The following is a 26,725-nucleotide window of genomic DNA, read 5'->3' on the forward strand; positions in this document are numbered from 1 at the left end:
TCTAGGCGATATCGGCGACGAACGCGCCGACGCCGCGCTTGACGCCTCGTCGGGCAACCCCGGGAAGGGACGGGTCGTCGGTGCCCGCGGGCACCACCCGCGGATTCACCAGATGCAGGGTTTTGCGGCCGTGCCGGATGTCGGCCTCGCCGGCGGCCAGGATGTTCTTGACCCAGTTGGTCTTGCCGTGGCCGAGCATGACGGCCAGGGTGTCGCCCTTGCGGAAGGCCGAGACCACCGTCTCGTACTGCTTGCCCGAGGTGCGGCCCCGGTGCGAGATGACCGACATGCCCGGCATGAATTTGGCCAGCGGCTTGACTGCCGGATTGAAGTACTTGATCTGGAAGTTCTCGAACCAGACCGGGAACTTCATCGGCACGCCGGGCGCGTTGTTCGGGTGATCCTTGGTCGACATGGCGCTCACGTTATGCGGCCGCGCCCCGGCGCACCAGGGACAGCACCACCGCCGCAGCGGCGAACAGGCCGGAGAACGTCCGGTTCATGGCTCTCTGCTGGCGTGGTGTGCGTAGCCACCCCACCAACCGGGATGCCAGCCCGGTGTAGGCGCCCATCACGACCAGATCGACGACCACCATCGTCGCCCCGATCGCGAGGTATTGCGGCAGCAGCGGTGCGGTCGGGACGACGAATTGGGGCAGCACTGCCAGCAGGAACACCAGCCCCTTCGGATTGGTGACATTGACCAGGCAGCCACGCACCAGCAGGGTCCACCGACCGCCACCGGCGGTGGTGTCAAGCTGTTCACCCAGGTCAAAGGGCTTGCTGCGCCATTGGCGCACGGCCAGATAGATCAGGTAGACAACGCCGATCCACTTGATCACCGTGAACGCGACGATCGACTGCGCGACCGCCGCGCCGAGGCCCACCGCCACCGCCACGAGTTGCAGCATCAAGCCGACCTCGAGCCCCGTGATGCTCCAGTAGCCGCGGCGCAGACCATGCGTCAGACCGGTCGCCATGGACTGGATCGCACCGGCCCCGGGGGACACGCTGATGGCGATCGCGGCGCCGATGAACGCCAGCCACAGCTCGAATTGCATACCCGCAGTATCCGGGCGGTTGGCGGCCGCGTTCAATCGATTTTTATTCGGGTGCACCGATCGGGGACAATTGAACCGATGACCAGCTTCGCCATGAATCGGATCGACCTGCGCGGCCGCGCGCTGACCGCCGCCTCGCTGCGTGCGGCGCTTCCGCGCGGCGGCGTGGACGTCGACGCGGTGGTCCCGAAGGTCCGGCCGATCGTCGACGACGTCGCCGAGCGCGGTGCCGTTGCGGCCCTGGAGTACGGCGAGAAGTTCGACGGGGTGCGCCCCGCGACCGTGCGCGTGCCGGTCGCCGCACTGGGTGACGCGCTGGCCGCGCTGCAGGCCGATGTGCGTGCCGCGCTCGAGGTGGCGATCGATCGCACCCGCGCCGTACATGCCGATCAGCGGCGCACTGACACGACCACGCTTTTCGACTCCGGGGCGTCGGTCACCGAACGCTGGGTACCGGTGGAGCGGGTCGGTCTGTACGTGCCCGGCGGCAATGCCGTCTACCCGTCCAGTGTGGTGATGAACGTCGTGCCCGCGCAGACCGCCGGGGTCGACTCGTTGGTGATCGCCAGCCCGCCGCAGGCCGGCCACGCCGGTCTGCCGCACCCGACGATCCTGGCCGCGGCCGCCCTGCTCGGCGTCGAGGAGGTGTGGGCGGTCGGCGGCGCCCAGGCGGTGGCGCTGATGGCCTACGGTGGCACCGACACCGACACCGACGGCGCCGAGCTGGCACCGGTCGACATGGTCACCGGACCGGGCAACATCTACGTGACCGCCGCCAAGCGAATCTGCCGCTCTCAGATCGGCATCGACGCCGAGGCCGGGCCCACCGAGATCGCGATCCTCGCCGACCACACCGCCGACCCGGTGCACGTCGCCGCCGACCTGATCAGCCAGGCCGAGCACGACGTGATGGCGGCCAGTGTGCTGGTGACCGACAGCGCCGATTTGGCGCAGGCGACCGAAGCTGAATTGGCCGTGCAACTCGAGACCACCAAGCACCGCGAGCGGGTGACCGAGGCGCTGCGCGGTCGCCAATCGGGCATCGTGCTGGTCGACGACGTCGACACCGGAGTGCGGGTCGTCAATGCTTATGCCGCAGAGCATTTGGAGATCCAGACCGTGAACGCCAACGAGGTGGCAAGCCGTATCCGCGCGGCCGGTGCGATCTTCGTGGGGCCGTGGTCGCCGGTCAGTCTCGGCGACTACTGCGCCGGGTCGAACCACGTGCTGCCCACGGCGGGCTGCGCCAGGCACTCCAGCGGTCTGTCGGTGCAGACCTTCCTGCGCGGCATCCACGTCGTCGACTACACCGAGGCGGCGCTCAAAGACGTGTCGGGGCATGTGATCACACTCGCGAAGGCCGAGGATCTGCCGGCTCACGGTGAGGCGGTCCGCCGGAGGTTCGAGCGGTGACCAACATCCCCGGCGCCGGCGTGACGCTGGCCGATCTGCCGCTGCGCGATGACCTGCGAGGGAAATCTCCCTATGGCGCACCGCAACTCGACGTGCCGGTGCGGCTCAACACCAACGAGAACCCGCACCCGCCGAGTCAGGCGCTTGTCGAGGACGTCACGCGTTCGGTGCAGGCGGCGGCAGCGGAGCTGCACCGATATCCCGACCGCGACGCCGTCGCGCTGCGCGCAGACCTGGCCGCCTACCTTCGCGAACAGACCGGAATCGACGTCGGAGAGGAAAACGTCTGGGCGGCAAACGGTTCCAACGAGATCCTGCAGCAACTGCTGCAGGCGTTCGGCGGGCCGGGCCGCAGCGCGATCGGTTTCGTGCCGTCGTACTCGATGCACCCGATCATCTCGAACGGCACCCAGACCGAGTGGGTCGAGTCGGTGCGCGCGGCCGATTTCAGCCTCGACGTCGACACGGCGGCGACCGTGATCGCCGCCCGGGACCCCGACGTGGTGTTCGTCGCGAGCCCCAACAACCCGTCGGGACAGAGCGTTCCGCTCGACGATCTGCGGCGTCTGCTGGACGCCATGCACCGCGGCATCCTGATCGTCGACGAAGCCTACGGTGAGTTCTCCAGCCAGCCCAGCGCGATCGCGCTGATCGAGGAGTACCCGTCCCGGTTGATCGTCAGCCGCACCATGAGCAAGGCCTTCGCATTCGCCGGCGGCCGGCTGGGATATCTGATCGCCGCCCCGGCGATCATCGACGCGGTGCTGCTGGTCCGGCTGCCCTACCACCTCTCGGTGGTCACCCAGGCCGCCGCCCGCGCCGCGCTTCGGCACGCCGACGACACCCTCGGCAGCGTCGCGACGCTGATCGCCGAGCGGGAGCGGGTCAGTGCCGCACTGACCGACTACGGTTTCCGCGTCATCCCCAGTGACGCCAACTTCGTGTTGTTCGGCGAATTCGCCGACGCCGCACGGGCATGGCAGCACTATCTCGATGACGGTGTCCTGATCCGCGACGTCGGGATCGCCGGATACCTGCGCACCACCATCGGGTTGGCCGAGGAGAACGACGCCTTCCTGGCCGCCAGTGCACGGCTGGCCGCCTCCGAACTTGCCCACTTAGGAGCACCATGACCCGCATCGCCAAGGTCGAACGTAAGACCCGCGAATCCGACATCGTCGTCGAGTTGAACCTCGACGGCACCGGAGACGTCAGCGTGCACACCGGTGTGCCGTTCTTCGACCACATGCTGACCGCGTTGGGCACCCACGCAAGTTTCGACCTGTCGATCTCAGCCACGGGCGATGTCGACATCGAGGGCCACCACACGATCGAGGACACCGCGATCGTGCTGGGCACCGCGCTGGGGCAGGCGCTCGGCGACAAGAAGGGCATCCGCCGGTTCGGCGACGCCTTCATCCCGATGGACGAGACGCTGGCCCACGCCGCCGTCGACGTCTCCGGCCGCCCGTACTTCGTGCACACCGGTGAACCCGATTACATGGTCGACTTCACCATCGCCGGCTCGAGCGTGCCGTACCACACGGTCGTCAACCGGCACGTGTTCGAGTCGCTGGCATTCAACGCCCGCATCTCGCTGCACGTGCGCACGCTGTACGGCCGCGACCCGCACCACATCACCGAGGCGGAATACAAGGCGGTGGCGCGGGCCCTGCGACAGGCCGTCGAGCCCGATCCCCGGGTCTCCGGCGTGCCGTCCACCAAAGGCTCACTGTGACAGCTAGATCCGTCGTCGTCCTGGACTACGGCTCGGGCAACCTACGCTCGGCGCAGCGGGCGCTGGAACGCACCGGGGCCGATGTCGAGGTGACCGCCGACGCGCAACGTGCGCTCAACGCCGACGGCCTGGTGGTGCCCGGGGTCGGCGCGTTCGAGGCGTGCATGGTCGGCTTGCGCGGCATCGGGGGCGACCGCATCATCGCCGAGCGGGTGGCCGCGGGCCGGCCGGTGCTCGGTGTGTGCGTGGGCATGCAGATCCTGTTCGCCCGCGGCGTGGAGTTCAGGGTCGAGTCGCAGGGCTGCGGGCAATGGCCGGGGTCGGTAACCCGGCTCGACGCGCCGGTGATCCCGCACATGGGTTGGAACGTCGTCGACGCCGCGCCGGACAGTGTGCTGTTCAAGGGGTTCGACCCCGACACCCGGTTCTACTTCGTGCACTCCTATGCGGCACAGAAGTGGGAAGGCGCACCCGAGGCGAAGCTCACCTGGGCCAGCCATCACGTACGGTTCCTGGCCGCGGTCGAGGACGGTCCGCTGTCGGCAACACAATTTCATCCGGAGAAAAGCGGTGACGCCGGTGCGGCGTTGCTCACCAATTGGGTTGAGGGGCTGTAAGAGTGCCACTGATTCTTCTTCCAGCCGTCGACGTGGTCGAGGGCAAGGCGGTCCGTCTGGTGCAAGGTAAAGCCGGCAGCGAGACCGAGTACGGCTCGGCGCTGGACGCCGCACTGACCTGGCAGCGTGACGGCGCCGAATGGATCCACCTGGTGGACCTCGACGCGGCATTCGGTCGCGGCTCCAACCGTGAACTGCTGGCCGAGGTGGTCGGCCAGCTCGACGTGAATGTCGAACTGTCCGGCGGGATCCGCGACGACGAGTCGCTCAAGGCGGCGCTGGCGACCGGCTGCACGCGGGTCAACATCGGCACCGCGGCACTGGAGAACCCGCTGTGGTGCGCCGCCGCGATCGCCGAGTACGGCGATCGGGTCGCCGTCGGCCTGGACGTGCAGATCGTCGAGGGGGAGCATCGGCTGCGTGGCCGCGGTTGGGAGACCGACGGCGGCGATCTGTGGCATGTGCTGGAACGCCTGGACAGCGAGGGCTGCTCGCGGTTCGTGGTCACCGATGTCACCAAGGACGGCACGCTCACCGGACCCAATCTCGACCTGCTCGAAGGCGTCGCCGAGTGCACCGACGCGCCTGTCATCGCGTCGGGAGGCGTGTCCAGCCTTGATGACCTGCGCGCGATCGCGACCCTGGTCGACAGCGGGGTTGAAGGCGCGATCGTCGGAAAGGCGCTCTACGCCGGCCGATTCACGCTGCCGGAGGCTCTTGCCGCGGTGAGCCGGTAGTGGACCTCGACACCCTGGTTGCCCAGGCGGCGGTGATTCTGGACGAGGCGTCCACACCGTTCATCGCCGGCCACCGGGCCGACTCGGCCGTGCAGAAGAAGGGCAACGACTTCGCCACCGAGGTGGACCTGGCCATCGAACGCCAGGTGGTCCAAGCCTTGGAGGCCACCACCGGCATCGGCGTGCACGGCGAGGAATTCGGCGGCGCCCCAATCGACTCCCCGCTGGTCTGGGTGCTCGACCCGATCGACGGCACCTTCAACTACGCCGCAGGGTCGCCGATGGCAGCGATCCTGCTGGGTCTGCTCCGAGACGGCGAGCCCGTCGCCGGGCTGACCTGGCTGCCGTTCACCGACCAGCGCTACAGCACGGTGGCGGGCGGCCCGGTGTACTACAACGGCAAGCCGCAACCGCCGATCGGACACGGCGAGATCGGCCAGTGCGTGATCGGCATCGGAACGTTCAACGTCGACTGGCGGGGCCGTTTCCCCGGCCGCTACCGGCTGGCCGTCCTGGAGAACCTGAGCCGAGTGTGCTCGAAGCTGCGCATGCACGGCGCCACCGGTGTCGACTTCGCGTATGTGTCATCCGGAATCATGGGTGCGGCCATCAGTTTCGGCGATCACATCTGGGATCACGCCGCCGGAGTCGCGTTGGTGCGCTCGGCAGGCGGAGTCGTCACCGACCTGTCCGGCGAGCACTGGACGCCGTCGTCGCGGGCCGCGCTGGCCGCCGCCCCCGGCGTGCACGAGCGCGTCATGGAGATCCTCGACCGGGTCGGGCCGCCGGAGAATTACCTCTGATGGACGTCGCGGTGCGTGTGATTCCCTGCCTGGACGTCGATGCGGGCCGGGTGGTCAAGGGTGTGAACTTCGAAAATCTGCGGGATGCCGGCGATCCTGTCGAATTGGCCGCCGTCTATGACGCCGAGGGCGCCGACGAGCTGACCTTCCTGGACGTCACGGCGTCCTCGTCGGGCCGCGCGACGATGCTCGATGTGGTGCGTCGCACGGCCGAGCAGGTGTTCATTCCGCTCACCGTCGGCGGCGGCGTGCGGTCGGTGGAGGACGTCGACGTGCTGCTGAGAGCGGGCGCCGACAAGGTCTCGGTGAACACCGCCGCGATCGCCCGGCCTGAGCTGCTGGCCGAATTGTCCCGGCAGTTCGGTTCGCAGTGCATCGTGCTGTCGGTTGATGCCCGCACGGTGCCGGCCGGATCGGCGCCGACCCCGTCCGGCTGGGAGGTCACCACGCACGGTGGCCGGCAGGGGACCGGTATCGATGCGGTCGAATGGGCAAGGCGCGGAGCAGAATTGGGCGTCGGCGAGATCCTGCTGAACTCGATGGACGCCGACGGGACCAAAGCCGGTTTCGACCTGGCGATGCTGCGTGCGGTCCGCAAGGCGGTCACGGTCCCGGTGATCGCCAGTGGCGGGGCGGGTGCGGTCGGCGACTTTGCGCCCGCCGTCGCCTCGGGTGCCGATGCGGTGCTGGCGGCCAGCGTCTTCCATTTCGGTGAGCTGACGATCGGTGAGGTGAAGGCGGCGATGGCCGCGGAAGGAATTACCGTCCGATGAGCCTCGACCCGGATATCGCCAAGCGGCTCAAGCGTGATGCCAACGGGCTGTTCGCCGCGATCGCGCAGGAACGCGGCAGCGGCGACGTGCTGATGGTCGCCTGGATGGACGACGAGGCGCTGGCCCGCACGCTGGAAACCCGTGAAGCAACCTACTTTTCGCGGTCGCGCGGCGAGTATTGGGTGAAGGGTGCGACCTCCGGGCACACTCAGCGCGTGCACTCGGTGCGGCTGGACTGCGACGGCGACGCGGTGCTCCTGGAGGTCGACCAAGTCGGCGGGGCGTGCCACACGGGCGATCACAGCTGCTTCGACGCCGACCAGATTCTGGCGCCGGAAGGCTGAGCGAACTCACTCGGCTCGCGGCACCGACTGGGGATAGGTGAACACGTCCCCTGGATCCCACGTTTTCTTGAGTTCGCTGAGCCGGCCGAGATTCGCGCCGTAGTACGCCGAGGCCCAGTCTTGCAATTCCGGATCGGGGAAGTTCTGGTACGAATGGCCGGTGGTATGCGGTAGGAGAGTGGCCCACAGCTCCTTCTCCCAGTCTCGAATATCGTCCGGGATGCCGGTTGCCGGAAGCGTCGGATGTTCGGGGGTGGACCACCCTGCCGACACTTCAACCAGTATCCGCGCGTCGCGGTGGACGTACGCGCTGGCATCTGGCCTGACGTCGCTGACAGCACCGCCGACCCAGCCGTAGAGACCCATCGCCCCATAGCGTTCGGGACCACCTGCACCGGGGAATCGGGCGACCACGTCGAGTGCGTCCGACAACGCGTCACCGGAGAGATAGCGTTCCGCGTAGAGGGACCGGTCCCAGAAGGAGTATGCAGGCGACGGTGGGGTGACGTACCACCCGTAGGCGTCCCACCATGTGCGCTCGACGATCTCGGCACGCATGCCGGGAATCGCGAGAATCGGAGCGAGCATGTCCCGCGCCTTCTTCTCAGGTGCGAGCAGTTGGGCGGTCAGCACCGCCTCGACCGAATGCTCGGTGTGACCGAGGTACAGGTTGCCGGTGGCTGTCCGTTCCGCGTCGGCGCGCAGCGCCTGGAAGCCCAAGGCCACCGCGACCGCGGCGTCACGTCCGGTGATCGTCAGTTCCGCGGTCGTCACCGGGCTGGTCGGGACCTCGACGAGTTCGTACTCGAGGTCGGTCACGACGCCGAAGTTTCCGCCTGCTCCGCCACGAAGCCCCCAGAGGAGGTCGGGATTCTCGGTTGAGCTGGCCGTCACGATGTCCCCGGCCGCGGTGACCATGGTGACCTTTCGGAGCCGGTCTGCGGTCAACCCTGCCCACGGCGCGTTGGGGCCGATCCCGCCGCCCAGTGTCAGCCCTGCCACCCCAACCCCGGGACAATTGCCGCCGGGCAGCAGAAGTCGACCGCCGCCACTGTGTGGCAGCAGCGCGGCCAGATCGGCGTTGCGCACGCCGGCTCCCACGCGGAGGAGGTTGCCGTCGACCGTCGCAGCATTCATCGGCCGGGTGCAGATGAGGATTCCACTCGAGCTCGACGCCCGGGCGTAGTTGTGGCCGCCGCCGCGAATTGCGAACACCGTGTTGGTGTTCCGTGCCCAGCGCACGGCGGCAACGACGTCGGCTGCGTTCTCGCACAGCGCCACCGCTTGCGGCATGGTGGCGGCGAATCGCAGATTGCGCGGCGTGGCGATTTCATCGAATTGCGGTTGGCCCGGCCGCAGCAGCGACCCATGCAACTGCCGGCTGAGGTCGTCCCATGCGCGTTGGGATTTCACCTCGGTTGTCGGGCCTGTGCACGAGGCGATGGTGCCGGCCGCTGCAATCCCGATCGCGGCCAAGACTTCCCGTCGTGTCAGCTCATTCACGGCGTCCTCACTCCACCGTCGGCTGATCGGTCACCAACAGCCACAGCACCGTCGTCAAACCGATCGACAGTGCCTGCGCGGTCACCACGAAGGCGATGTACTCGTGCCACACCGCCGCCAGTCCACAGTGGGGCCCCAGATCGGCCTTCACCAGCATCGTGAATGCCAGCGCTAAGCCGACGCACAACCACAACACCGTGAAGACCGGTGCGACGCGGCGGCCGGGATCGGTGGTCCCTGCGGTGCGACGCACGTAGGCCAATTCGACGCCGACGGTCAGGAGAACGATCGCGATGATATTCGTCATGTCGGAGAAGTAGGTCGAGGAAATGTCGTTCGCACAACCCTTCTCGACGTCGATGACGGGATACCACAGAGCCGACGCCACCTGCACTACCACCGTCCCGACGATCATGGGCAGCACCCAGCTGCGCCAGATCGACTTTTCGCCGAGCGCGGATGTCAACAGCAATGCCATTGCGGCAACGAACAGTAGCGAAAACAGCATGCTGAGCCAGATCGATTGGACAACACCGAGATTGGCGCGATGCGTGGCGGTCGAGATCGACAGCAGGTGGGTGACCACGACGATTGCGGCGCCCAGTGCCCACCGGCTGCCGATCAACTGCCGCACAAACACCTGGCGGGGTGCCTGTTCGATGCGCCATTTCAGTGCCGCGGTCGCGGCCACCAGCAGACAGTCCGTTGCGAGCACCAACCATGGACCCGCCCCGGAGAACCGGTGACCCGTGACGTCCAGGCCGAACTCCACGATGTCGTCACTGAACGTGAAACAGATGACGAGTGCAAAAACAGCCGCCATCGCAGGCCACACCGAATCGGTTTGCGGTCCGTGGACGTCGGACGACCTCGACACTCCCGCACAATATTCCCCGAAGTCGGCTGCGCGGAGCTAAACGTCGATCGCCGTTGCCTTGGCCCGCGCGCTCCAGCGGCCCTGGTGGTAACCGACCTCGATCGGATGCGAGAACGCGGCCGTGACGTTGCCGGTCGAAATCGTCTGGCGCGCAGACCCGCTCGCCACAGTGCGTCCGTCGGCGATCAGCAGCGCGTGGGTGGTGGTGGTCGGCAGCTCCTCGAGGTGATGGGTCACCAGGATCGACGCGACCTCGGGATGGGTGCGGTCGAGGCTGTCGATGGTCTCCAGCAGCTGCTCGCGGGCAGCGACGTCCAGCCCGGTCGTCGGCTCGTCGAGCAGTAGCAGTTCGGGCTCAGAAACCAGTGCTCGCGCAATGAGAGCGCGGCCACGCTCACCCTGCGACAGCGTCGGCCACACGTCGTCGGACTTGCGGCTCATCCCCACCGCGGCAATCATCGCGTCGGCGTGCTCGGCCTGTTCCGGGGTCGGTGTCCAGCGCATCGGCAGGTCGATGGTGGCTGTGATGCCGGTGAGCACCACGTCCCGCACGGTCAGTGAATACTGAAGGCGGTGGCGGGGATTCACGTATCCGATCGAATGGCGCAGCGCGGCCAGATCGGTGCGTCCCATCTGACGGCCGAGCACCGTGACCGTGCCCGTGGTGGGGAACGTCTCGGCGGCGCAGAAACCGAGCAATGTGCTCTTGCCCGCCCCGTTGGGGCCGAGGAGCGCCCAGTGCTCGCCGCGCTCAACCGTCAGCGATATGCCGTCGATGATCTGTTTGCCGTTGCGGCGGAACGTCACATCGTCAATTTTCAGAACAGGTGTCACGTGTACGACTCCTTCAACCAGCTCAGGTGTGATCGGCTGGCGGCGGCGGCGGCGACTGGATCTCGGTCGGCGATCGCGTCGGTCAGCTCTCGGTGCGCGTCGTGGTCGGCGGTGTCAGGAACCGGCCGGATCTTGAGCATGTCGATCATCGCCAGGCGCAGCCGCGGCAGGAATGCGTCGAACAGCTGCGTCAGGACGTCGTTGTGTGCCGCGGTGACCACCGTGCGGTGGAACGCGGCGTCGGCATCAACGTGGTCGGGGATCGACAACCCGGTTATGCCGCGGGCGACGAGTGCGCGGCGGATCGCCCGCAGATCGGCGGGTGTGCGCCGAACGGCCGCGAGCGCGGCGGCCTCGGCCTCGATGGCGATCCGCGCCTCGATGACGGCGACGATAGTCGTGCGCCGCAGAAGGGTGTCCCAATCCTCGTTGGCTTCCAGCGCGGTCACGAATACTCCGGCGCCCTGGCGACTGTCGAGCACACCCCTGCCGGATAGCTCGCGGATCGCCTCACGCAACGTCGATCGGCCGACGCCCAATTGCGCCGCCAGCGTCGTCTCACCCGGGAGGCGGTGGCCCAGTGGCCATTCGCCGTCGCGGATTCGGGACAGCAGCAGCTGGGCTGTTTGAGCAGCAAGAGGGTGCCGCCGCACCTGGGCGACAGCTGAATTCATGGCAAACCTCTCTGCTTGTCTGAGGAGTAGCGTACTGACGACGCTACCCCGGCAGATCGGCTACGAAGTGGTCAGGCCTTTTGGCGCTGACGCAGCACCTCCAGCGCCTTGTCAGCATGGGCGTCCATGTTGACCTCGCTGGAGATGACTTCGAGCACCGTGCGATCGGTGTCGATGACGAACGTCGTGCGCTTTACCGGGATCAGCTTGCCCAGCAGCCCCCGCTTCACGCCGAACGCGGTGGCGATCGCACCGTCGGCGTCGGACAGCAGCGGGTAGTCGAAATTCTGGGAGTCGGCGAACCGGGCCTGCTTGTCCACCGGATCGGTGCTGATGCCGACGCGGCTCGCGCCCAGCGCGGCGAACTCGGACCCGAGGTCGCGGAAATGACACGCTTCCTTGGTGCAGCCGGGCGTCATCGCGGCGGGGTAGAAGAACAGCACGATCGGCCCGTCGGCCAGCAAGTCAGTCAGTGAGCGCACGGTGCCGGTCTGGTCCGGCAGTTCGAAGTCCGCAACCCGGTCTCCACGTTTCATGGGTGCAGGCTACGCCGGTCATTCCGGTGTGGCGGGTCTGGGAGGATGTACCCGTGCAATCCAACCTCGCCGCCACCACCACGCGTGAGGAGTTCCGCGCGCTGGCCGCCGAACATCGCGTGGTGCCGGTGATCCGCAAGGTGCTCGCCGACAGTGAGACACCGCTGTCGGCGTACCGGAAACTGGCGGCCGACCGGCCCGGAACATTCCTGCTCGAGTCCGCTGAGAACGGCCGGTCGTGGTCGCGCTGGTCGTTCATCGGTGCGGGTGCGCCCTCGGCGCTGACCGTGCGTGACGGCGAGGCGGTCTGGCTGGGCGCGACCCCGCAGGATGCCCCGACCGGTGGCGATCCGTTGCGGGCCCTGCACGAGACGATGGCGTTGTTGTCCACCGAATCGCTGGCCGGGGTGCCGCCGCTGTCGGGCGGCATGGTCGGGTTCTTCGCCTACGACTTCGTCCGGCGCCTCGAGCGGTTGCCCGAGTTGGCCACCGACGACCTCAAACTGCCCGACATGCTCCTGCTGCTGGCCACCGATCTGGCCGCCGTCGACCATCACGAGGGCACGATCACCCTGATCGCCAACGCGGTGAACTGGAACGGCACCGACGAGCGGGTGGACGAGGCCTACGACGACGCCGTCGCGCGCCTCGACGTGATGACCGAGGCGCTCAGCCAGCCTCTGTTGTCCTCGGTGGCGACCTACTCCCGCCCCCAGCCTCGGCACCGCTCGCAGCGCACGATGGAGGAGTACAGCGAGATCGTCGAGCGCCTGGTCAAGGAGATCGAGGCCGGCGAGGCCTTCCAGGTGGTGCCTTCGCAGCGCTTCGAGATCGACACCGCCGTCGACCCCATCGACGTGTACCGGATGTTGCGGGTCACCAATCCCAGCCCCTACATGTACCTCATGCACGTGCCGGATGAGACTGGGGGAACGGCGTTTTCGATCGTCGGCTCCAGCCCGGAATCGCTGGTTACGGTGAAGGACGGCTGGGCCACCACACATCCGATCGCCGGAACGCGGTGGCGCGGGCAGACCGAGGAGGAAGACCAGCTGCTCGAGAAGGAGTTGCTGGCCGACGAGAAGGAGCGCTCCGAGCATCTGATGCTGGTCGACCTCGGACGCAACGACCTCGGCCGGGTGTGCGTCCCGGGCACGGTGCGCGTGGAGGACTACAGCCACATCGAGCGCTACAGCCACGTCATGCACATCGTCTCCACGGTCACCGGGCTGCTCGCCGACGGCCGCACGGCGCTGGACGCGGTGACGGCCTGCTTCCCGGCAGGCACGCTGACCGGTGCGCCGAAGGTGCGGGCCATGGAGCTCATCGAAGGCGTGGAGAAGACGCGTCGCGGCCTCTACGGCGGGGTCGTCGGCTACCTGGATTTCGCAGGCAACGCCGACTTCGCCATCGCAATCCGCACCGCTCTGATGAGCAACGGCACCGCCTATGTGCAGGCCGGTGGTGGCGTAGTGGCCGACTCCAACGGTCCCTACGAATACAACGAGTCCGCCAACAAGGCCAAGGCGGTACTGAACGCGATCGCCGCCGCCGAAACGCTGAGCGCCCCGTGATCCGCGTAGGACAGCTGCTGCTGGTCGTCGCGGCGCTACTGCTGTGGGCGGCCTCCCGGCTCACCTGGGTATCGGTGACGTCGTTCGACGGTCTAGGGCAGCCCAAGACGGTGACGCTGACCGGTGCCAGCTGGTCCAACGCCCTCGTGCCGTTGGCCGTCCTGCTGCTGGCCGCCGCGGTGGCCGGCCTGGCGGTACGGGGATGGGGCCTGCGCGCGGTCGCGGTGCTGGTGGCGGTGGTGACCCTGCTGCTCGGATACCTCGGTGTCAGCTTGATCCGCACCCCGGATGTCGGTCCGCGCGCCGCCGAACTGGCCCAGATCCCGGTGCACACGCTGGTCGCCAGCAGCAGGCAGTACCTGGGCGCCGGTCTGACCCTGGGCGCCGCGGCATGTGCCCTGGTCGCTGCCGTGCTGCTGATGCGCTCGGCGGCCTCCGGACGTCAGGCCACCGCCAAATATGCGGCACCGGCAGTTCGTCGTAGCGCCGCGCGTAGCGAGGACACGGATACGGGCGTATCGGAGCGAGGCATGTGGGATGCGCTCGACGAAGGTGTCGATCCCACAGATCGTCGTACCGAGACCGAGGGTCGGTGACGGATGCGCGGCTCGATACGACTACCCTTCACTGGACGACGCAAGCGAGATCGCCAGGGCGTGAGAAGGGATCCGGCAGCCATGAGTTCGGCAAGCGTGCTCGACTCGATCATCGAGGGAGTGCGTGCCGACGTTGCCGCCCGCGAGGCGATCATCAGTCTGGCTGAGGTCAAGGCCGCCGCGGAGGCCGCACCGGCCCCGCTGAACGTACTGGCCGCGCTGCGCGCGCCTGGCATCGCCGTCATCGCCGAAGTGAAGCGCGCCAGCCCTTCCCGCGGCCAGCTGGCCAATATCGCCGACCCCGCCGAGCTGGCTCGCGCCTATGAGAGCGGCGGCGCCCGGGTGATCAGCGTGCTCACCGAGGAACGCCGTTTCCACGGGTCGCTGGCCGACTTGGACACGGTACGGGCCGCCGTGCGAATTCCGGTGCTGCGCAAAGACTTCATCGTGCGGCCGTATCAGATTCACGAGGCCAGGGCGCACGGCGCGGACATGCTGCTGCTGATCGTCGCCGCGCTCGAGCAGCCGGCCCTCGAGTCGCTGCTGGAGCGCACCGAGTCGCTCGGCATGACCGCGCTCGTCGAGGTGCATACCGAGGAAGAAGCCGACCGGGCGCTGCAGGCCGGGGCCAAGGTCATCGGTGTCAACGCCCGCGACCTCAAGACGCTGGAGGTGGATCGGGACTGCTTCGCGCGGATCGCGCCGGGGCTGCCGTCCGACATCATCCGGGTCGCCGAATCCGGTGTACGGGGCACCGGTGACCTGTTGGCGTACGCCGGCGCCGGAGCCGACGCGGTGTTGGTGGGCGAAGGTCTGGTCACCAGCGGGGACCCACGCAGCGCCGTCGCAGACCTGGTGACCGCGGGAGCCCATCCTTCCTGCCCGAAACCCGCTCGCTGAGTCGTGGCTGATATCTCCACTCCGAACGTGCCGCGCATGAGCGCGGCCGTGGCCGAGCAGACGTTGCACGAACCCGATGCCCGCGGGCACTTCGGCGCTTACGGCGGGCGGTATGTGGCCGAAGCGCTGATGGCTGTGATCGAAGAGGTGACGGCCGCCTACGAAAAGGCTCGCACCGACCAAGAGTTCTTGGATCGCCTCGACAATCTGCAGACCCACTACGCCGGGCGCCCGTCGCCGCTGTACGAAGCTGTCCGGCTGAGCGAACACCTCGGTGGGGCGCGGATCTTCCTCAAGCGCGAGGACCTGAACCACACCGGCTCGCACAAGATCAACAACGTGCTCGGCCAGGCGTTGCTGGCCAAGCAGATGGGCAAGACCCGGGTGATCGCGGAGACCGGGGCCGGCCAGCACGGCGTGGCGACCGCGACCGCCTGTGCGCTGCTGGGGCTGGAGTGCGTGATCTACATGGGCGCGGTGGACACCGCCCGCCAGGCGCTCAACGTCGCGCGGATGCGGCTACTTGGTGCCGAGGTGGTGTCGGTGGAGTCCGGCTCCAAGACTCTCAAGGACGCCATCAACGACGCATTCCGTGACTGGGTCACCAACGCCGACAGCACGTATTACTGCTTCGGGACCGCTGCCGGGCCGCACCCGTTCCCGATGATGGTGCGCGATTTCCAGCGCATCATCGGCCTAGAGGCGCGGGCACAGATGCTGGCGCAAGCCGGGCGACTGCCCGACGCGGTGGCCGCCTGCGTGGGCGGTGGGTCCAACGCGATCGGCATCTTCCATCCGTTCATCGATGACGTGGGAGTGCGGCTGATCGGTTACGAGGCGGCCGGTGACGGCGTCGAAACCGGCAGGCACGCAGCAACATTCGCCGGTGGAACGCCGGGGGCGTTCCAGGGGTCGTATTCGTATCTGCTGCAGAACGAGGACGGCCAGACCATCGAGTCGCATTCGATCTCGGCAGGTCTGGACTATCCGGGCGTCGGCCCCGAGCATGCGTTCCTCAAGGACATCGGGCGCACCGAGTATCAGCCGATCACCGACACCGAGGCCATGGATGCGTTCCGGCTGCTGTGCCGGTTGGAGGGCATCATCCCGGCCATCGAGTCGGCGCACGCGGTGGCGGGCGTGGTGAAGCTGGCAGCTGAGTTGGGTCCCGGTTCGATGATCCTGGTCAACCTCTCCGGCCGCGGTGACAAGGACGTGGAGACGGCGGCGAAGTGGTTCGGGCTGTTCGACAAGTCCGGCCCGGGAGCCTCATGACCGTCCAGCACACCCAGGCGGGACGGCTGGGTTCGGTCTTCGCGGCGTGCCACGACGAGGGCCGCGCCGCTCTTATCGGGTATCTGCCGACGGGGTACCCGTCTGTTGACGTGTCGATCGACGCTCTGGTGGCTCTGGTCGAATCCGGTTGCGACATAGTCGAAGTCGGCGTTCCATACTCCGATCCCGGAATGGATGGGCCGGTGATCGCGACCGCGACGGAGGCCGCGCTGCAGGGCGGTGTCCGGGTTCGCGACACCCTGCGCGCGGTGGAGGCCATCAGCGCCGCCGGTGGTCATGCGGTCGTGATGACCTACTGGAATCTCATGCTGCACTACGGAATTGACGCGTGGTCGCGCGACCTGGCCGCTGCCGGGGGACTGGGCATGATCACCCCGGACCTGATTCCGGAAGAGGCCGACGAGTGGCTGGCCGCCGCCGAGGCGCATGATCTGGACCGGATCTTCCTGGTGGCGCCGTCGTCGACCCCGGAGCGACTGGCCAAAACCGTGCAGGCCTCGCGGGGTTTCGTCTACGCCGCGTCGACCATGGGTGTCACGGGCGCGCGGGACGCGGTGTCGAGCGCCGCGCCGGAACTCGTGCGGCGGGTCAAAGAGATTTCCGACATCCCGGTGGGGGTCGGTCTGGGTGTGCGCTCTCGTGAGCAGGCCGCCGAGATCGCGGCCTTCGCCGACGGGGTGATCGTGGGTTCGGCTCTGGTGTCGGCATTGACCGACGGGTTGGCGGCAGTGCGGACCCTGACCGAAGAATTGGCCGTGGGTGTGCGACAGAAGGTGTCCGCTTCGTGACGACGACCGTCTTGGCTTATTTCCCGAGTCCGCCGCAGGGCGTCTGGCATCTGGGCCCGGTACCGATTCGGGCCTATGCGCTGTGCATCATCGCCGGCATCATCGCGGCGCTGGTGATCGGTGACCGCCGCTGGGCGGCCCGTGGTGGCGAGCGGGGCGTCATCTACGACATCGCCCTGTGGGCGGTGCCGTTCGGCTTGGTCGGTGGGCGTCTCTATCACCTGATGACGGACTGGCGAACGTATTTCGCCGAGGGCGGCGCAGGTGTCGGTGCTGCGTTGCGGATCTGGGATGGCGGCCTCGGCATCTGGGGTGCGGTGGCCCTCGGCGGTGTCGGTGCGTGGATTGCGTGCCGGCGCAGAGGGATTCCGCTGCCCGCATTCGCCGATGCGATCGCGCCGGGAATTGTGTTGGCGCAGGCGATCGGCCGGCTCGGAAACTACTTCAACCAGGAGCTGTACGGCCGCGAGACCACCGTGCCATGGGGGATGGAGATCTTCTACCGGCGGGACTCGTCCGGGATGGTCGATGTGCATTCCCTCGACGGGGTGTCGACGGGGCAGGTCGCCGCGGTGGTGCAGCCGACGTTCCTGTACGAGCTGGTGTGGAACGTGCTGGTGTTCGCCTTCCTGATCTGGATCGACCGGCGGTTCAAGATCGGCCACGGCCGGCTGTTCGCGGCCTACGTGGCGGCGTACTGCATCGGACGGTTCTGGGTGGAGTTGCTACGCGACGACACCGCCACGCACATTGCGGGTATCCGGGTGAACTCGTTCACCTCAGTGTTCGTGTTCATCGGCGCGATCGTGTACATCATGCTGGCGCCCAAGGGCCGCGAAGATCCGGCAACGCTGGGTGGTGAGCAGCCGACGGGTGAGCCCGAGGAGGAATCGCCCGCCGAGCGGATGGCCGAAGACTTGGTGGCCGTCGCCACGGGCGGCGGTATTGTCGCCGCCGCGACCGTGGCGGCCGAGCACGACTCCGAAGATGCCGCCGCCGTTGGCGATACGGAGGAGGCTGAGCAGGCAGCCGAGCCAGAGCCAGAGCCCGAGCCGGAAGCTGAAGCGGAGCCTGAGCCGGAAGCTGAAGCGGAGCCGGACGCGGCAGCCGAGGCGGAAACGGAGCCAGAGCCCGAGGCCGAACCCGAGGCTGACGCTGAGCCAGAGCCCGAGCCAGAGCCTGAGCCTGAGCCGGAAGCTAAAGCTGAGCCCGAGCCGGCACCCGAGCCAGAGGCCGAACCCGAGGCTGAGCCTGAACCAGCACCAGAGCCCGCGCCCGCTACGCAGCCTCGCGGCTTCCGAACAGTCGTACGCCGCGTGCTGTGGGGCGTCGAAGTCCATCGGGACTGACGCGTCGGCTCATAACACTCCGCAACTCAACGGCTGAGTGCATCCAATCGATTCGGCGAACCCGACCGACTTTCGCTGAACCGATCGTCATAGCCATCTTGTCTTGAGTCAGCAGACCTACGTGACGAGACCCGGAAGCGTTCTGTTGTTTCCCGCGCTGATGACGACCTGACGGACAGAACCGCGGTCGCCAGATTTCGGCCGAGCGTGCCCGCAATCGGGCTGAAAACGCACACTTTCTGCAGCAGGACCGGCGTCGCCCAGTCCGGATGACGACGCTCCACCAATTCTAGGTAGCTGCGCAGAACTCCTCTGACGCCCGACCGGCGAGCAGCTGCCTCGTCACGGTGGCGACGCGTTGGCCGAGGTGTTCGCAGGTGCGCACATCGGAGTCGTGCACCGCGGTCGGGTCGGCGTCGACATCGGTCGAGGCGCCGGCGCCCAGCCAGAAACCCAGCCGATTGAGGTCGAATTCGCTTGCCGCGCCTGTGTTCCAGCCTGCGGTCAGCCCGAGGTTGACCCAGTGCATGTGATGCTGGGCGGCGAACACCGCCAGCGCGCTGAGGGTCTGCAGCTTGTCACCGGCCTTCGATCCGGAGTTGGTGAAGCCGGCACCGACCTTGTCGCGCCAGGTGCCCTCCATGCAGCGCCGGCCGGTGCGCTCGGCGAACGCCTGAAAGCCGGCCGACACATTGCCCATATAGGTGGGACAGCCGAAAATGATCGCATCGGCGGCATCGAGCACCGCCCAGTCGTCGTCACCGACGATGTCGACCGGGATCAGCTGAACCTGTGCCGAAGCCGCTGCCACCCCAGCGGCCACGGCCCTCGCCAAGGTTGCGGTGTGCCCGAAGCCCGAGTGATAGGCCACCACCACGTGCGGTGTCACCATGCTTGCCCTCCGTACGCGCTCTCGGCCACCTCGCGGTAGCGCTGCTGCCAGTCGGGTATCTCTGCCTCGGACAAAAACGCCTCGAGGCGGTCCAGGTAGGCGTGCGTTCCGGGTCGAAAACCGTTGGCATTGCGCACGCCGAGCCCGCGGTGACTGAATCTCAACAGTGTCCCGTCACCATCAGGGACCAACTCATAGCGCACGACACCAGGCTCGACGATCCGTTGATTCCACTCGTGCTCGAAGACATGCGGCGGGTCCCACACCAGGATCCGGCCGACCATCCGCTTCTGCTCAGACGGAATCGGCGGTGCGGACGGGGTCATGTCGATGGTCCCGCCCTCGCGGGCGTCGATGGTGGTGTTGCCCATCCACTGGCTCCGCTCCTGCGGATCGGTGATTGCGTTCCACACTCGCTCGACGGGATGGGGGAGTCGCCGCTCGAAAGTTAGTATCGCCCGGTCATTTTCGATACTGATCCGGCCCTCGCGGGAGGTCATGAACTCTCCTTGGTCGTGTCCAAGTGGTGTTCGAGGGCATCGAGGTGGCCGGTCCAGAACTGACGGTATTGCTCGATCCAGCTGTCGATCGTGACCAGTCCGTCGGCGCGCAGCGCATAGATCCGGCGCTGCGCGTCCGGGCGGACCTCGACCAGTCCGACTTCCCGCAGGATGCGCAGATGCCGCGATACCGACGGTTGAGTCAGATCCGGCAGTGCGGCAACGAGTTCCCCTGCGGTGCGATCACCGGCGGCAAGGGTGTCCAGCAGCACCCGTCGGTTCGGTTCGGCGACGGCCTCGAAGACGTCCACGACTCCGAGTATTGCACTAAGTCTATATAGACACAAGTAGATATTGGTTGCTGCCCGGGGCCCCCGAGGAGTTGATGGCAATCAACCCCTGTTGGGGGTCAACGGAGGAATCAGCTGTGTGCAGCCAAGGCGGCCAATACTTTTGACCACCTTTGTGTGGTCGGCGAGGATCAGGCGTCGGGACGAGCGACATCCCCGCGCCAGGCCCCGGTCTCAGAGGGCCGCTGCTCAATGAACTTCTTGAAACGCTCGAGGTCGCCTTTGACGCGCGCCTGAAGAATGCCGAGCTTGTCGGCAACGTTTTCGACAAATCCCTCAGGGTCGACATCCATCTGGGTCGTCACGCGGGTCTTGTCGTCATCAAGTCGGTGGAAGGTCACGACTCCGGCGTGCTCCGGGCCGTTGTCGGATTTCCAGGCGACGCGTTCCTCCGGGTGCTGTTCGGTGATGGTGGAGTCGAACTCGCGCTCGACGCCGCCAATCTTGACCACCCAGTGCAGATGGGTGCTATCGCGCTGGTCGATGCGTTCGACGCCTTCCATGAACTCGGGGAAGGCCACGAACTGCGTCCACTGGTCGTAGACCGTGCGGATAGGACGGTCGACGTCGATCGAGGCGGTATGCGTAGCCATGGGTGCTCCCTTGCATTGACGGATATCAGTGCGGTACCCGTTGACCCGTATCCCAATCGCGCTGACCGCATTCCCACCCGACGCGCGGTCGGCGACCTCAGTCTTCGATCAGCGCCGCTGCACCAACAGCGTCTGTGCCGATGTTCCGATGAACCCGTCGCGGTCGAACAACTCGGCGGTGGTCACCCCGATCCCGTCCGGCCCGATCGAGCCGCGAGCGCGCACACCGAAATCGCTACCCGCCGGCGCGCGATGCAGATGCACCGCGGTGTCGGTGTTCATGTAGATGAACCTCTCCGGATCTATCGCCGCGCCAATGCCATTCGCGGAGTCGACCACCATCGCCAATCGCTCGAGCGGTGTGGTGGGTTCGTCGTCCACCAGATTGGAGATAGGCGACATCCAGTACACCTTGGCGCTGTCGGATCCGTCGTACTGCGGCCGCCATTCCACCGATTCGATGTACCCGCGTGCGTTCTTCCAGTGCAGCTCCAGCGGCGCCGTGGGGCCCTCGATCAGCGGTGGATAGCGGTCCGTTGCGGCGTCGGCGGTGTCTGAGGTCGCCAACGCCCATGCCGTGACCCGGGCCACGGCTCGCGGCGGCCCGTCGGGACGCTCGGCCGACATCTCGGCCGAGAGCATCGCGATGCGGCTGCCCGGCCGGTCAACCCGCGCCTGCACCCGCAGCTCGGTGATCGGTATCGCCCCCAGAATGTCCAGGGTCACCCGGCCGATCCGCATACCGTCGGACAGCTTCGCCTCGATCGCCTTGGTCAACAACGCCAACGGCGGCGACCCATGTTGGATATCGAAATTCCAATTGCTGCGAGTGTCGTCAGTGGACGCGAAAAGCTCTGCATCGCCGTCGATTCCGAGGCGCCGGTAGTAACAGCTCATGCGGCCGGCGCACCGCCGATCTGCTCGGGCCAGCCGGGATAGGGCGGCGGCGTGCCGCCGTACGCCGGACAGAGCGCCTGATGGCTGCACCAGTTGCACAGGCGCGAAGGGTTGGCCCGGAAATCGCCTGTCACACCGGCGGATTGGATGGCGCGCCAGATCGCTATCAGAGTCTTCTCGAAGCGCAGCAGCTCGTCGAGCGCAGGGGAGTAGTCGAGCACCTGGCCGTCGGCGAGATAAATCAGCCGCAAGCGGCTGGCCAGCACCTCGCGCGAACGCAACAGCGCGACGGCGTAGAACTTCATCTGGAACAGTGCCTTGAACTCCGCCAGCGCCCTGGCCTCCGGAGGTGCTTTCCCGGTCTTGTAGTCCACCACCCGAAGCTCACCGGTGCCTGCGACGTCGATCCGGTCGACGAAACCGCGCAGCAGTGTCCCGTCGGCCAGTTCGACCTCGATCCGTTGCTCGCAGCTCTGTGGGTCGAACCGGGTTGGGTCCTCGAGCCGGTAGTAACCGGTGAGCAGGGCGCGTGCCTCCGCGACGAGTTGGGTGCGCTGCTCGTCGGTGAAATCGCCGGCGAACTCGGGATGTTCGGACAGCACCCGCTCCCAGGCCGGGTCGACCAACGACAACGCGGTGTCCGGGCCACGCTCGGCGGCCGGCAAACCGTACAGCTGCTCGAGGGCGGCGTGCACCACCGAACCGCGCAACTGAGCGGTCGACGGCGGCTCAGGCAGCCGGTCAACGGCCCGGAAGCGGTACAGCAGGGGGCACTGCTTGAAGTCGGCGGCCCGCGACGGCGACAACGCGGGACGCGACGCCTGCAGCACCTGATCAGACATAACTGCAGCCTAGGACGGTGTGCCGACAAGGTGACGGCATGCGCTGCGGCGAGTCCGCTGTGGCAGGCTGAACGGCTGTGACCGACGATCCCGCACCGCGCCGCACCGGCCCCTTTGTCGTCGGAGACCGTGTACAACTCACCGACGCCAAGGGCCGCCACTACACGATGGTCCTCAACCCGGGCAGTGAGTTCCACACCCACCGGGGAGCTGTCGAGCACGACGCGGTGATCGGCCTGCCCGAGGGCAGCGTGGTCAAGTCGACCAACGGCGACGCATTCCTGGTGCTGCGCCCGCTGCTCATCGATTACGTGCTCTCGATGCCCCGCGGCGCCCAGGTCATCTACCCCAAGGACGCCGCCCAGATCGTCCACGAGGGTGACATCTTTCCCGGCGCCCGCGTCCTGGAAGCCGGTGCGGGCTCCGGCGCGCTGACGTGCTCTCTGCTGCGTGCGGTCGGACCCGACGGCGAGGTGATCTCCTACGAGGTGCGCGACGACCACGCCGTGCACGCCCGCCGCAACGTGGAGACGTTCTTCGGCCAGGACCCGCAGAACTGGCGGCTGATCATCGGCGATCTCCTCGACTCCGACCTGCCCGAGGCGTCGATCGACCGTGTCGTACTGGACATGCTGGCGCCCTGGGACGTGCTCGACACCGTGGCCCGCCTGCTGATTCCCGGCGGGGTGCTGATGGTGTACGTAGCGACCGTGACCCAGCTGTCCAAGACCGTCGAGCTGCTGCGCGAACAGCAGTGCTGGACCGAACCCAGGGCGTGGGAGTCGTTGCAGCGCGGCTGGAACGTGGTCGGCTTGGCGGTGCGTCCGCAGCACAACATGCGCGGCCACACCGCGTTCTTGATCTCGGCTCGCCGGCTGGCTCCCGGCACGGTCACCCCGACCCCGCTGCGCCGCAAGAAGCTCGCGCCCTAGTCGTCGTCGCTGCGGTGCAGCCCGCGCCGCACCGACAGCAACTCGACTTCGGGACGCGCCGCCACCAACCGTTCCGCAGCGTCGAGCACCTCGACCACATGCGCCCGATCGCCGGCGACCACCGCCACGCCGATGCCGGCCCTGCGATGTAGGTCGGCCGAACCCGTCTCGGCGGCCGACAACGTGAAGCGGCGGCGCAGTTCGGCGACGATCGGCCGGACGACTGCGCGCTTCTCCTTCAGCGAGTGGACGTCACCGAGCAGGACGTCGAATTCCAGCCACCCGATCCACATTCAGGGCGTCGGTGTGGGGTTCGCCGGGCTCGCGCCGCCACGGGCATTGCCGAAGGCCAGCAGCATGTCGGCTGTCTCGCGGGAGAGCTGCCAGTTGCCCTTGTCCTGCCGGAACTCCATCGGAAAAGTGAAGTTTCCCGGATTGGCCGGGTTCGAGGTGGTGACGTTGATCGACGCCAGCGCATCGTCAGGGCGGCGATCCGACCACCGGATCTCGGAGGCGGTGAACGTCAGCGGTGTGAACCCGCCATCGCGCAGTGCCGCGGCGAACTTGTCGATGGTCGCGGCGTCGGCCGGCGTGGTGCCCTCGACCAGCTGGAGCTTGTCGGACCCCTTCACCGCCGGATCGGCCAGCCGATAGAGCACATCGGTCAGTGCCTCGGGCGCAGGCAGGGGAGCGGCGTCGTGCTCGGCAGGCGGCAGCGGCGTCGACGACTGCTCGAACGGACTCTGAGCCGGCTTCGGCTCAGCGTGCTCAGAACACCCCGAGAGGCTGAGCGCCGCCACGAATGTGGCGGCGCTCAAACCCACGAGAAACGGGTGTCGCATCCCGCGCAGGCTCAGCCGGCTCCTTGCATCAGCGATAGCGCCGACTGCTTGGTCAGCTGCCAGCCGCTGGGACTGGGGCCCTCCACGAACTGGATGCTCTGGGTCGCGGTCTGACCGTTGGGCGCGGTCGCGGTGACATTCGCCGTCGCGGTCGGGCCTTCCTGATCGATGTCGGCGACGTTGAAGCTCAGCGGGAGCAGGCCCTTGGCCGACGCGTTGTTGAACGCGCGGTCTGCGGCAATGCCCTCGAAGCGGCCAAGGCCGAACTGGATGTAGGAGGCCTTGGAGCCGGAGAACGATCCGCCGCCCTGGAGGCCGTTCAGGGTTTCAACAAGCTGGCCTTGGAGCTCCGGCGCCGGCGTCTGCGGCATCGGCGCGCCGAAGACGACGGGCTGCACGGCCGGTGCGGGCACCGGCGAGCTGAATGCAACCGAAGTCACACCTGCGGCAACGCCGCCGATGATCGCTGCGGTGGCAACGCCCGTGGCTAGGACTTTCAGGGTCACGGCTGTCCTCTCGATCTGCCCGACTCATTAGAGAGATTAACAGTGTTGCCAGTGTGTCGAAATTCCCCGCACGCACATGATCGAGGTTGGGCCGGTAGCGTTGAGGTATCCACCGCGCCAACTCTCGGTGTGGGAAAGGAGCGCAACATGAGCGAGGCACAAGAACCCCAGTTGTCCGGCGAAGACGCCGCCGAACTAGAAGAGCTGCGCCGCGAGGCGTCAGTGCTACGCGACCAGCTGGAGAACGCCGTGAGTGCACAGGGCGGCGCCCGCAGTGCGCGCGACGTGCATCAGCTCGAGGCGCGCATCGACTCCTTGGCGTCGCGTAACGCCAAGCTGATGGACACCCTCAAGGAGGCCCGTCAGCAATTGCTCGCGCTGCGCGAGGAGGTTGACCGGCTCGGTCAGCCGCCGAGTGGTTACGGCGTCCTGTTGGGCTCTCACGACGACGACACCGTCGACGTGTTCACCTCGGGCCGCAAGATGCGACTCACCTGCTCGCCCAACATCGACACCAAAGAACTCAAGCAGGGTCAGACGGTTCGCCTGAACGAGGCGCTGACCGTCGTCGAGGCTGGTAATTACGAAGCAGTCGGCGAGATCAGCACGCTGCGTGAAATCCTCGCCGACGGACACCGGGCGCTCGTCGTCGGGCACGCCGACGAGGAACGCATCGTGTGGTTGGCCGAACCGCTGGTCGCCATCGAGGACCTGCCCGCCGACGTCGCCGAGGAACTCGACGACGACGACCTGCGCCCACGTAAGCTGCGCCCGGGCGATTCGCTGCTGGTCGACACCAAGGCCGGGTACGCCTTCGAGCGGATTCCCAAGGCCGAGGTCGAGGACCTGGTTCTCGAAGAGGTGCCCGACGTCGCGTACAGCGACATCGGCGGCCTCACCCGCCAGATCGAGCAGATCCGCGATGCCGTCGAGTTGCCGTTCCTGCACAAGGAGCTCTATCGGGAGTACGCGCTGCGGCCGCCGAAAGGTGTGCTGCTCTACGGCCCGCCCGGTTGCGGTAAGACGCTGATCGCCAAGGCCGTGGCCAATTCGTTGGCGAAGAAGATGGCCGAGGTTCGCGGCGACGACGCCCGCGAGGCCAAGTCGTACTTCCTCAACATCAAAGGCCCCGAGCTGCTGAACAAGTTCGTCGGTGAGACCGAACGGCACATCCGGCTGATTTTCCAGCGGGCGCGCGAAAAGGCTTCCGAGGGAACGCCGGTCATCGTGTTCTTCGACGAGATGGACTCGATCTTCCGTACCCGCGGCACCGGTGTCAGCTCTGATGTCGAGACGACGGTTGTGCCCCAGCTGCTCTCGGAGATCGACGGTGTGGAGGGGCTGGAGAACGTCATCGTGATCGGTGCCTCCAACCGCGAGGACATGATCGACCCGGCGATCCTGCGGCCCGGCCGCCTGGACGTCAAGATCAAGATCGAGCGGCCGGATGCCGAAGCGGCGCTGGACATCTTCAGCAAGTACCTGACCGAGGACCTGCCGGTGAACGCCGACGACCTCGCCGAGTTCGACGGCGACCGCGGCCAGTGCGTCAGGGCGATGATCGAGAAGGTCGTCGACCGGATGTATGCGGAGATCGACGACAATCGGTTCCTCGAAGTCACCTATGCCAACGGCGACAAAGAGGTCATGTACTTCAAGGACTTCAACTCCGGCGCGATGATTCAGAACGTCGTCGACCGGGCCAAGAAGTACGCGATCAAGTCGGTGCTGGAAACCGGCCAGAAGGGCCTGCGGATCCAGCACCTCCTTGACTCGATCGTCGACGAGTTCGCCGAGAACGAGGACCTGCCCAACACCACGAATCCCGATGACTGGGCCCGGATCTCGGGCAAGAAGGGCGAGCGGATCGTCTACATCCGCACGCTGGTCACCGGCAAGAGCTCGAGCGCAAGCCGGGCCATCGACACCGAGTCGAACCTGGGCCAGTACCTGTAGGG

General features: G+C 67.1%; 32 protein-coding genes. 16 read left to right on the forward strand and 16 right to left on the reverse strand.

What is annotated here, in order from left to right; all coding sequences use genetic code 11:
- Nucleotide 1 precedes the first annotated feature (1 nt).
- Together BST42_RS16710 and rhtB are read right to left on the reverse strand one after the other, a co-directional pair.
- Complete coding sequence (locus tag BST42_RS16710; protein ID WP_083120525.1) at nt 2–415, reverse strand: nitroreductase family deazaflavin-dependent oxidoreductase; 414 nt, start codon at nt 413–415, stop codon at nt 2–4.
- A gap of 10 nt (nt 416–425) precedes the next feature.
- On the reverse strand, nt 426–1,061 hold the full coding sequence (gene rhtB / locus BST42_RS16715) for a homoserine/homoserine lactone efflux protein (RefSeq protein ID WP_083120432.1): 636 nt from the start codon (nt 1,059–1,061) through the stop codon (nt 426–428).
- Nucleotides 1,062–1,139: 78 nt separating this feature from the next.
- Here rhtB and hisD point away from each other — a divergent pair, with 78 nt between their 5' ends.
- Genes hisD through hisI form a run of 8 tightly spaced genes read left to right on the forward strand, consistent with a single transcriptional unit; the run spans nt 1,140 to nt 7,486 of the window.
- Nucleotides 1,140–2,474: a histidinol dehydrogenase gene (gene hisD, locus BST42_RS16720; protein ID WP_083120433.1), complete on the forward strand. Its 1,335-nt coding sequence runs from the start codon at nt 1,140–1,142 to the stop codon at nt 2,472–2,474.
- Nucleotides 2,475–2,479: 5 nt separating this feature from the next.
- The gene (locus BST42_RS16725) at nt 2,480–3,607 is read left to right on the forward strand and encodes a histidinol-phosphate transaminase (protein WP_083120526.1); all 1,128 of its coding nucleotides are present in this window, start codon (nt 2,480–2,482) and stop codon (nt 3,605–3,607) included.
- On the forward strand, nt 3,604–4,212 hold the full coding sequence (hisB, locus tag BST42_RS16730; RefSeq protein WP_083120434.1) for an imidazoleglycerol-phosphate dehydratase HisB: 609 nt from the start codon (nt 3,604–3,606) through the stop codon (nt 4,210–4,212). Before BST42_RS16725 ends, hisB begins: the two co-directional genes overlap by 4 nt.
- Nucleotides 4,209–4,829 carry an imidazole glycerol phosphate synthase subunit HisH gene (gene hisH, locus BST42_RS16735; RefSeq protein WP_083120435.1) on the forward strand — a complete coding sequence of 207 codons (621 nt, stop codon included), beginning with the start codon at nt 4,209–4,211 and terminating at the stop codon, nt 4,827–4,829. Before hisB ends, hisH begins: the two co-directional genes overlap by 4 nt.
- 2 nt (nt 4,830–4,831) lie before the next feature.
- A complete protein-coding gene (gene priA, locus BST42_RS16740; RefSeq protein WP_036337683.1) occupies nt 4,832–5,566 on the forward strand; it encodes a bifunctional 1-(5-phosphoribosyl)-5-((5-phosphoribosylamino)methylideneamino)imidazole-4-carboxamide isomerase/phosphoribosylanthranilate isomerase PriA in 735 nt (244 codons plus the stop codon).
- Nucleotides 5,566–6,369, forward strand: coding sequence for an inositol monophosphatase family protein (locus BST42_RS16745; RefSeq protein WP_083120436.1), 804 nt, complete (start codon nt 5,566–5,568; stop codon nt 6,367–6,369). Before priA ends, BST42_RS16745 begins: the two co-directional genes overlap by 1 nt.
- Complete coding sequence (gene hisF, locus BST42_RS16750) at nt 6,369–7,142, forward strand: imidazole glycerol phosphate synthase subunit HisF (RefSeq protein WP_083120437.1); 774 nt, start codon at nt 6,369–6,371, stop codon at nt 7,140–7,142. Before BST42_RS16745 ends, hisF begins: the two co-directional genes overlap by 1 nt.
- Nucleotides 7,139–7,486, forward strand: coding sequence for a phosphoribosyl-AMP cyclohydrolase (gene hisI, locus BST42_RS16755; protein WP_083120438.1), 348 nt, complete (start codon nt 7,139–7,141; stop codon nt 7,484–7,486). The genes hisF and hisI overlap by 4 nt, the downstream gene beginning before the upstream one ends.
- 6 nt (nt 7,487–7,492) lie before the next feature.
- Here the strand turns inward: hisI and BST42_RS16760 are convergent, their stop codons facing one another.
- The 5 genes from BST42_RS16760 to BST42_RS16780 all read right to left on the reverse strand — a co-directional run bounded on the left by BST42_RS16760 (nt 7,493) and on the right by BST42_RS16780 (nt 11,910).
- A complete protein-coding gene (locus tag BST42_RS16760; RefSeq protein ID WP_083120439.1) occupies nt 7,493–8,989 on the reverse strand; it encodes an FAD-binding oxidoreductase in 1,497 nt (498 codons plus the stop codon).
- Between the two features lie 7 nt (nt 8,990–8,996).
- Nucleotides 8,997–9,866: a hypothetical protein gene (locus BST42_RS16765; RefSeq protein ID WP_133057472.1), complete on the reverse strand. Its 870-nt coding sequence runs from the start codon at nt 9,864–9,866 to the stop codon at nt 8,997–8,999.
- 36 nt (nt 9,867–9,902) lie between these two features.
- A complete protein-coding gene (locus BST42_RS16770) occupies nt 9,903–10,700 on the reverse strand; it encodes an ABC transporter ATP-binding protein (RefSeq protein ID WP_083120441.1) in 798 nt (265 codons plus the stop codon).
- The gene (locus BST42_RS16775; RefSeq protein ID WP_083120442.1) at nt 10,697–11,374 is read right to left on the reverse strand and encodes a FadR/GntR family transcriptional regulator; all 678 of its coding nucleotides are present in this window, start codon (nt 11,372–11,374) and stop codon (nt 10,697–10,699) included. The genes BST42_RS16770 and BST42_RS16775 overlap by 4 nt, the downstream gene beginning before the upstream one ends.
- 71 nt (nt 11,375–11,445) lie before the next feature.
- Entirely contained in the window at nt 11,446–11,910 is a 465-nt protein-coding gene (locus tag BST42_RS16780) for a peroxiredoxin (protein ID WP_083120443.1), read from the reverse strand.
- A 53-nt stretch (nt 11,911–11,963) separates the two neighbouring features.
- Between BST42_RS16780 and BST42_RS16785 the strand changes: the two genes are divergently transcribed.
- The 6 genes from BST42_RS16785 (at nt 11,964) to lgt (ending at nt 18,413) form a co-directional block, all read left to right on the forward strand.
- Nucleotides 11,964–13,484 (forward strand): anthranilate synthase component I, encoded by a 1,521-nt coding sequence (locus BST42_RS16785; RefSeq protein ID WP_083120527.1) that lies wholly within the window; start codon nt 11,964–11,966, stop codon nt 13,482–13,484.
- The gene (locus BST42_RS16790) at nt 13,481–14,080 is read left to right on the forward strand and encodes a TIGR02234 family membrane protein (protein ID WP_083120444.1); all 600 of its coding nucleotides are present in this window, start codon (nt 13,481–13,483) and stop codon (nt 14,078–14,080) included. Before BST42_RS16785 ends, BST42_RS16790 begins: the two co-directional genes overlap by 4 nt.
- An 81-nt stretch (nt 14,081–14,161) precedes the next feature.
- On the forward strand, nt 14,162–14,980 hold the full coding sequence (gene trpC / locus BST42_RS16795; protein ID WP_083120445.1) for an indole-3-glycerol phosphate synthase TrpC: 819 nt from the start codon (nt 14,162–14,164) through the stop codon (nt 14,978–14,980).
- Nucleotides 14,981–15,016: 36 nt separating this feature from the next.
- Entirely contained in the window at nt 15,017–16,255 is a 1,239-nt protein-coding gene (gene trpB / locus BST42_RS16800; protein WP_276009335.1) for a tryptophan synthase subunit beta, read from the forward strand.
- Nucleotides 16,252–17,064, forward strand: coding sequence for a tryptophan synthase subunit alpha (gene trpA / locus BST42_RS16805; RefSeq protein ID WP_083120447.1), 813 nt, complete (start codon nt 16,252–16,254; stop codon nt 17,062–17,064). The genes trpB and trpA overlap by 4 nt, the downstream gene beginning before the upstream one ends.
- On the forward strand, nt 17,061–18,413 hold the full coding sequence (gene lgt / locus BST42_RS16810) for a prolipoprotein diacylglyceryl transferase (protein ID WP_083120448.1): 1,353 nt from the start codon (nt 17,061–17,063) through the stop codon (nt 18,411–18,413). The genes trpA and lgt overlap by 4 nt, the downstream gene beginning before the upstream one ends.
- Nucleotides 18,414–18,702: 289 nt before the next feature.
- On the opposite strand, the gene BST42_RS16815 is transcribed toward lgt, so the two are convergent.
- The 6 genes from BST42_RS16815 to BST42_RS16840 form a co-directional block, all read right to left on the reverse strand.
- Nucleotides 18,703–19,305 carry a flavodoxin family protein gene (locus tag BST42_RS16815; protein WP_083120449.1) on the reverse strand — a complete coding sequence of 201 codons (603 nt, stop codon included), beginning with the start codon at nt 19,303–19,305 and terminating at the stop codon, nt 18,703–18,705.
- Nucleotides 19,299–19,805: an SRPBCC family protein gene (locus tag BST42_RS16820; RefSeq protein WP_083120450.1), complete on the reverse strand. Its 507-nt coding sequence runs from the start codon at nt 19,803–19,805 to the stop codon at nt 19,299–19,301. Before BST42_RS16820 ends, BST42_RS16815 begins: the two co-directional genes overlap by 7 nt.
- Complete coding sequence (locus BST42_RS16825) at nt 19,802–20,116, reverse strand: ArsR/SmtB family transcription factor (RefSeq protein WP_083120451.1); 315 nt, start codon at nt 20,114–20,116, stop codon at nt 19,802–19,804. Before BST42_RS16825 ends, BST42_RS16820 begins: the two co-directional genes overlap by 4 nt.
- A gap of 170 nt (nt 20,117–20,286) precedes the next feature.
- Nucleotides 20,287–20,748, reverse strand: coding sequence for an SRPBCC family protein (locus tag BST42_RS16830; protein WP_083120452.1), 462 nt, complete (start codon nt 20,746–20,748; stop codon nt 20,287–20,289).
- A gap of 108 nt (nt 20,749–20,856) precedes the next feature.
- Nucleotides 20,857–21,645, reverse strand: coding sequence for a thioesterase family protein (locus BST42_RS16835; RefSeq protein ID WP_083120453.1), 789 nt, complete (start codon nt 21,643–21,645; stop codon nt 20,857–20,859).
- Nucleotides 21,642–22,487: a RecB family exonuclease gene (locus BST42_RS16840; RefSeq protein ID WP_083120454.1), complete on the reverse strand. Its 846-nt coding sequence runs from the start codon at nt 22,485–22,487 to the stop codon at nt 21,642–21,644. Before BST42_RS16840 ends, BST42_RS16835 begins: the two co-directional genes overlap by 4 nt.
- A gap of 77 nt (nt 22,488–22,564) precedes the next feature.
- On the opposite strand from BST42_RS16840, the gene BST42_RS16845 reads away from it, so the two are divergent.
- Nucleotides 22,565–23,419: a tRNA (adenine-N1)-methyltransferase gene (locus BST42_RS16845; RefSeq protein ID WP_083120455.1), complete on the forward strand. Its 855-nt coding sequence runs from the start codon at nt 22,565–22,567 to the stop codon at nt 23,417–23,419.
- On the opposite strand, the gene BST42_RS16850 is transcribed toward BST42_RS16845, so the two are convergent.
- From BST42_RS16850 to BST42_RS16860, 3 genes are read right to left on the reverse strand one after another with little or no spacing between them, the layout of a single operon-like run.
- Complete coding sequence (locus BST42_RS16850; RefSeq protein WP_083120456.1) at nt 23,416–23,712, reverse strand: DUF503 domain-containing protein; 297 nt, start codon at nt 23,710–23,712, stop codon at nt 23,416–23,418. The two genes, BST42_RS16845 and BST42_RS16850, sit on opposite strands and share 4 nt — an antisense overlap.
- Complete coding sequence (gene lppK, locus BST42_RS16855; RefSeq protein ID WP_083120457.1) at nt 23,713–24,261, reverse strand: lipoprotein LppK; 549 nt, start codon at nt 24,259–24,261, stop codon at nt 23,713–23,715.
- Nucleotides 24,262–24,272: 11 nt separating this feature from the next.
- Nucleotides 24,273–24,767: an MTB12 family secreted protein gene (locus BST42_RS16860; protein ID WP_083120458.1), complete on the reverse strand. Its 495-nt coding sequence runs from the start codon at nt 24,765–24,767 to the stop codon at nt 24,273–24,275.
- Nucleotides 24,768–24,914: 147 nt separating this feature from the next.
- Between BST42_RS16860 and arc the strand changes: the two genes are divergently transcribed.
- Nucleotides 24,915–26,723, forward strand: a complete 1,809-nt coding sequence (gene arc / locus BST42_RS16865; RefSeq protein ID WP_083120528.1) for a proteasome ATPase — start codon at nt 24,915–24,917, stop codon at nt 26,721–26,723.
- The last annotated feature ends 2 nt before the right edge of the window (nt 26,724–26,725 follow it).

This window comes from Mycolicibacterium rhodesiae (assembly GCF_002086695.1).
Classification (GTDB): Bacteria; Actinomycetota; Actinomycetes; order Mycobacteriales; family Mycobacteriaceae; genus Mycobacterium; species Mycobacterium rhodesiae.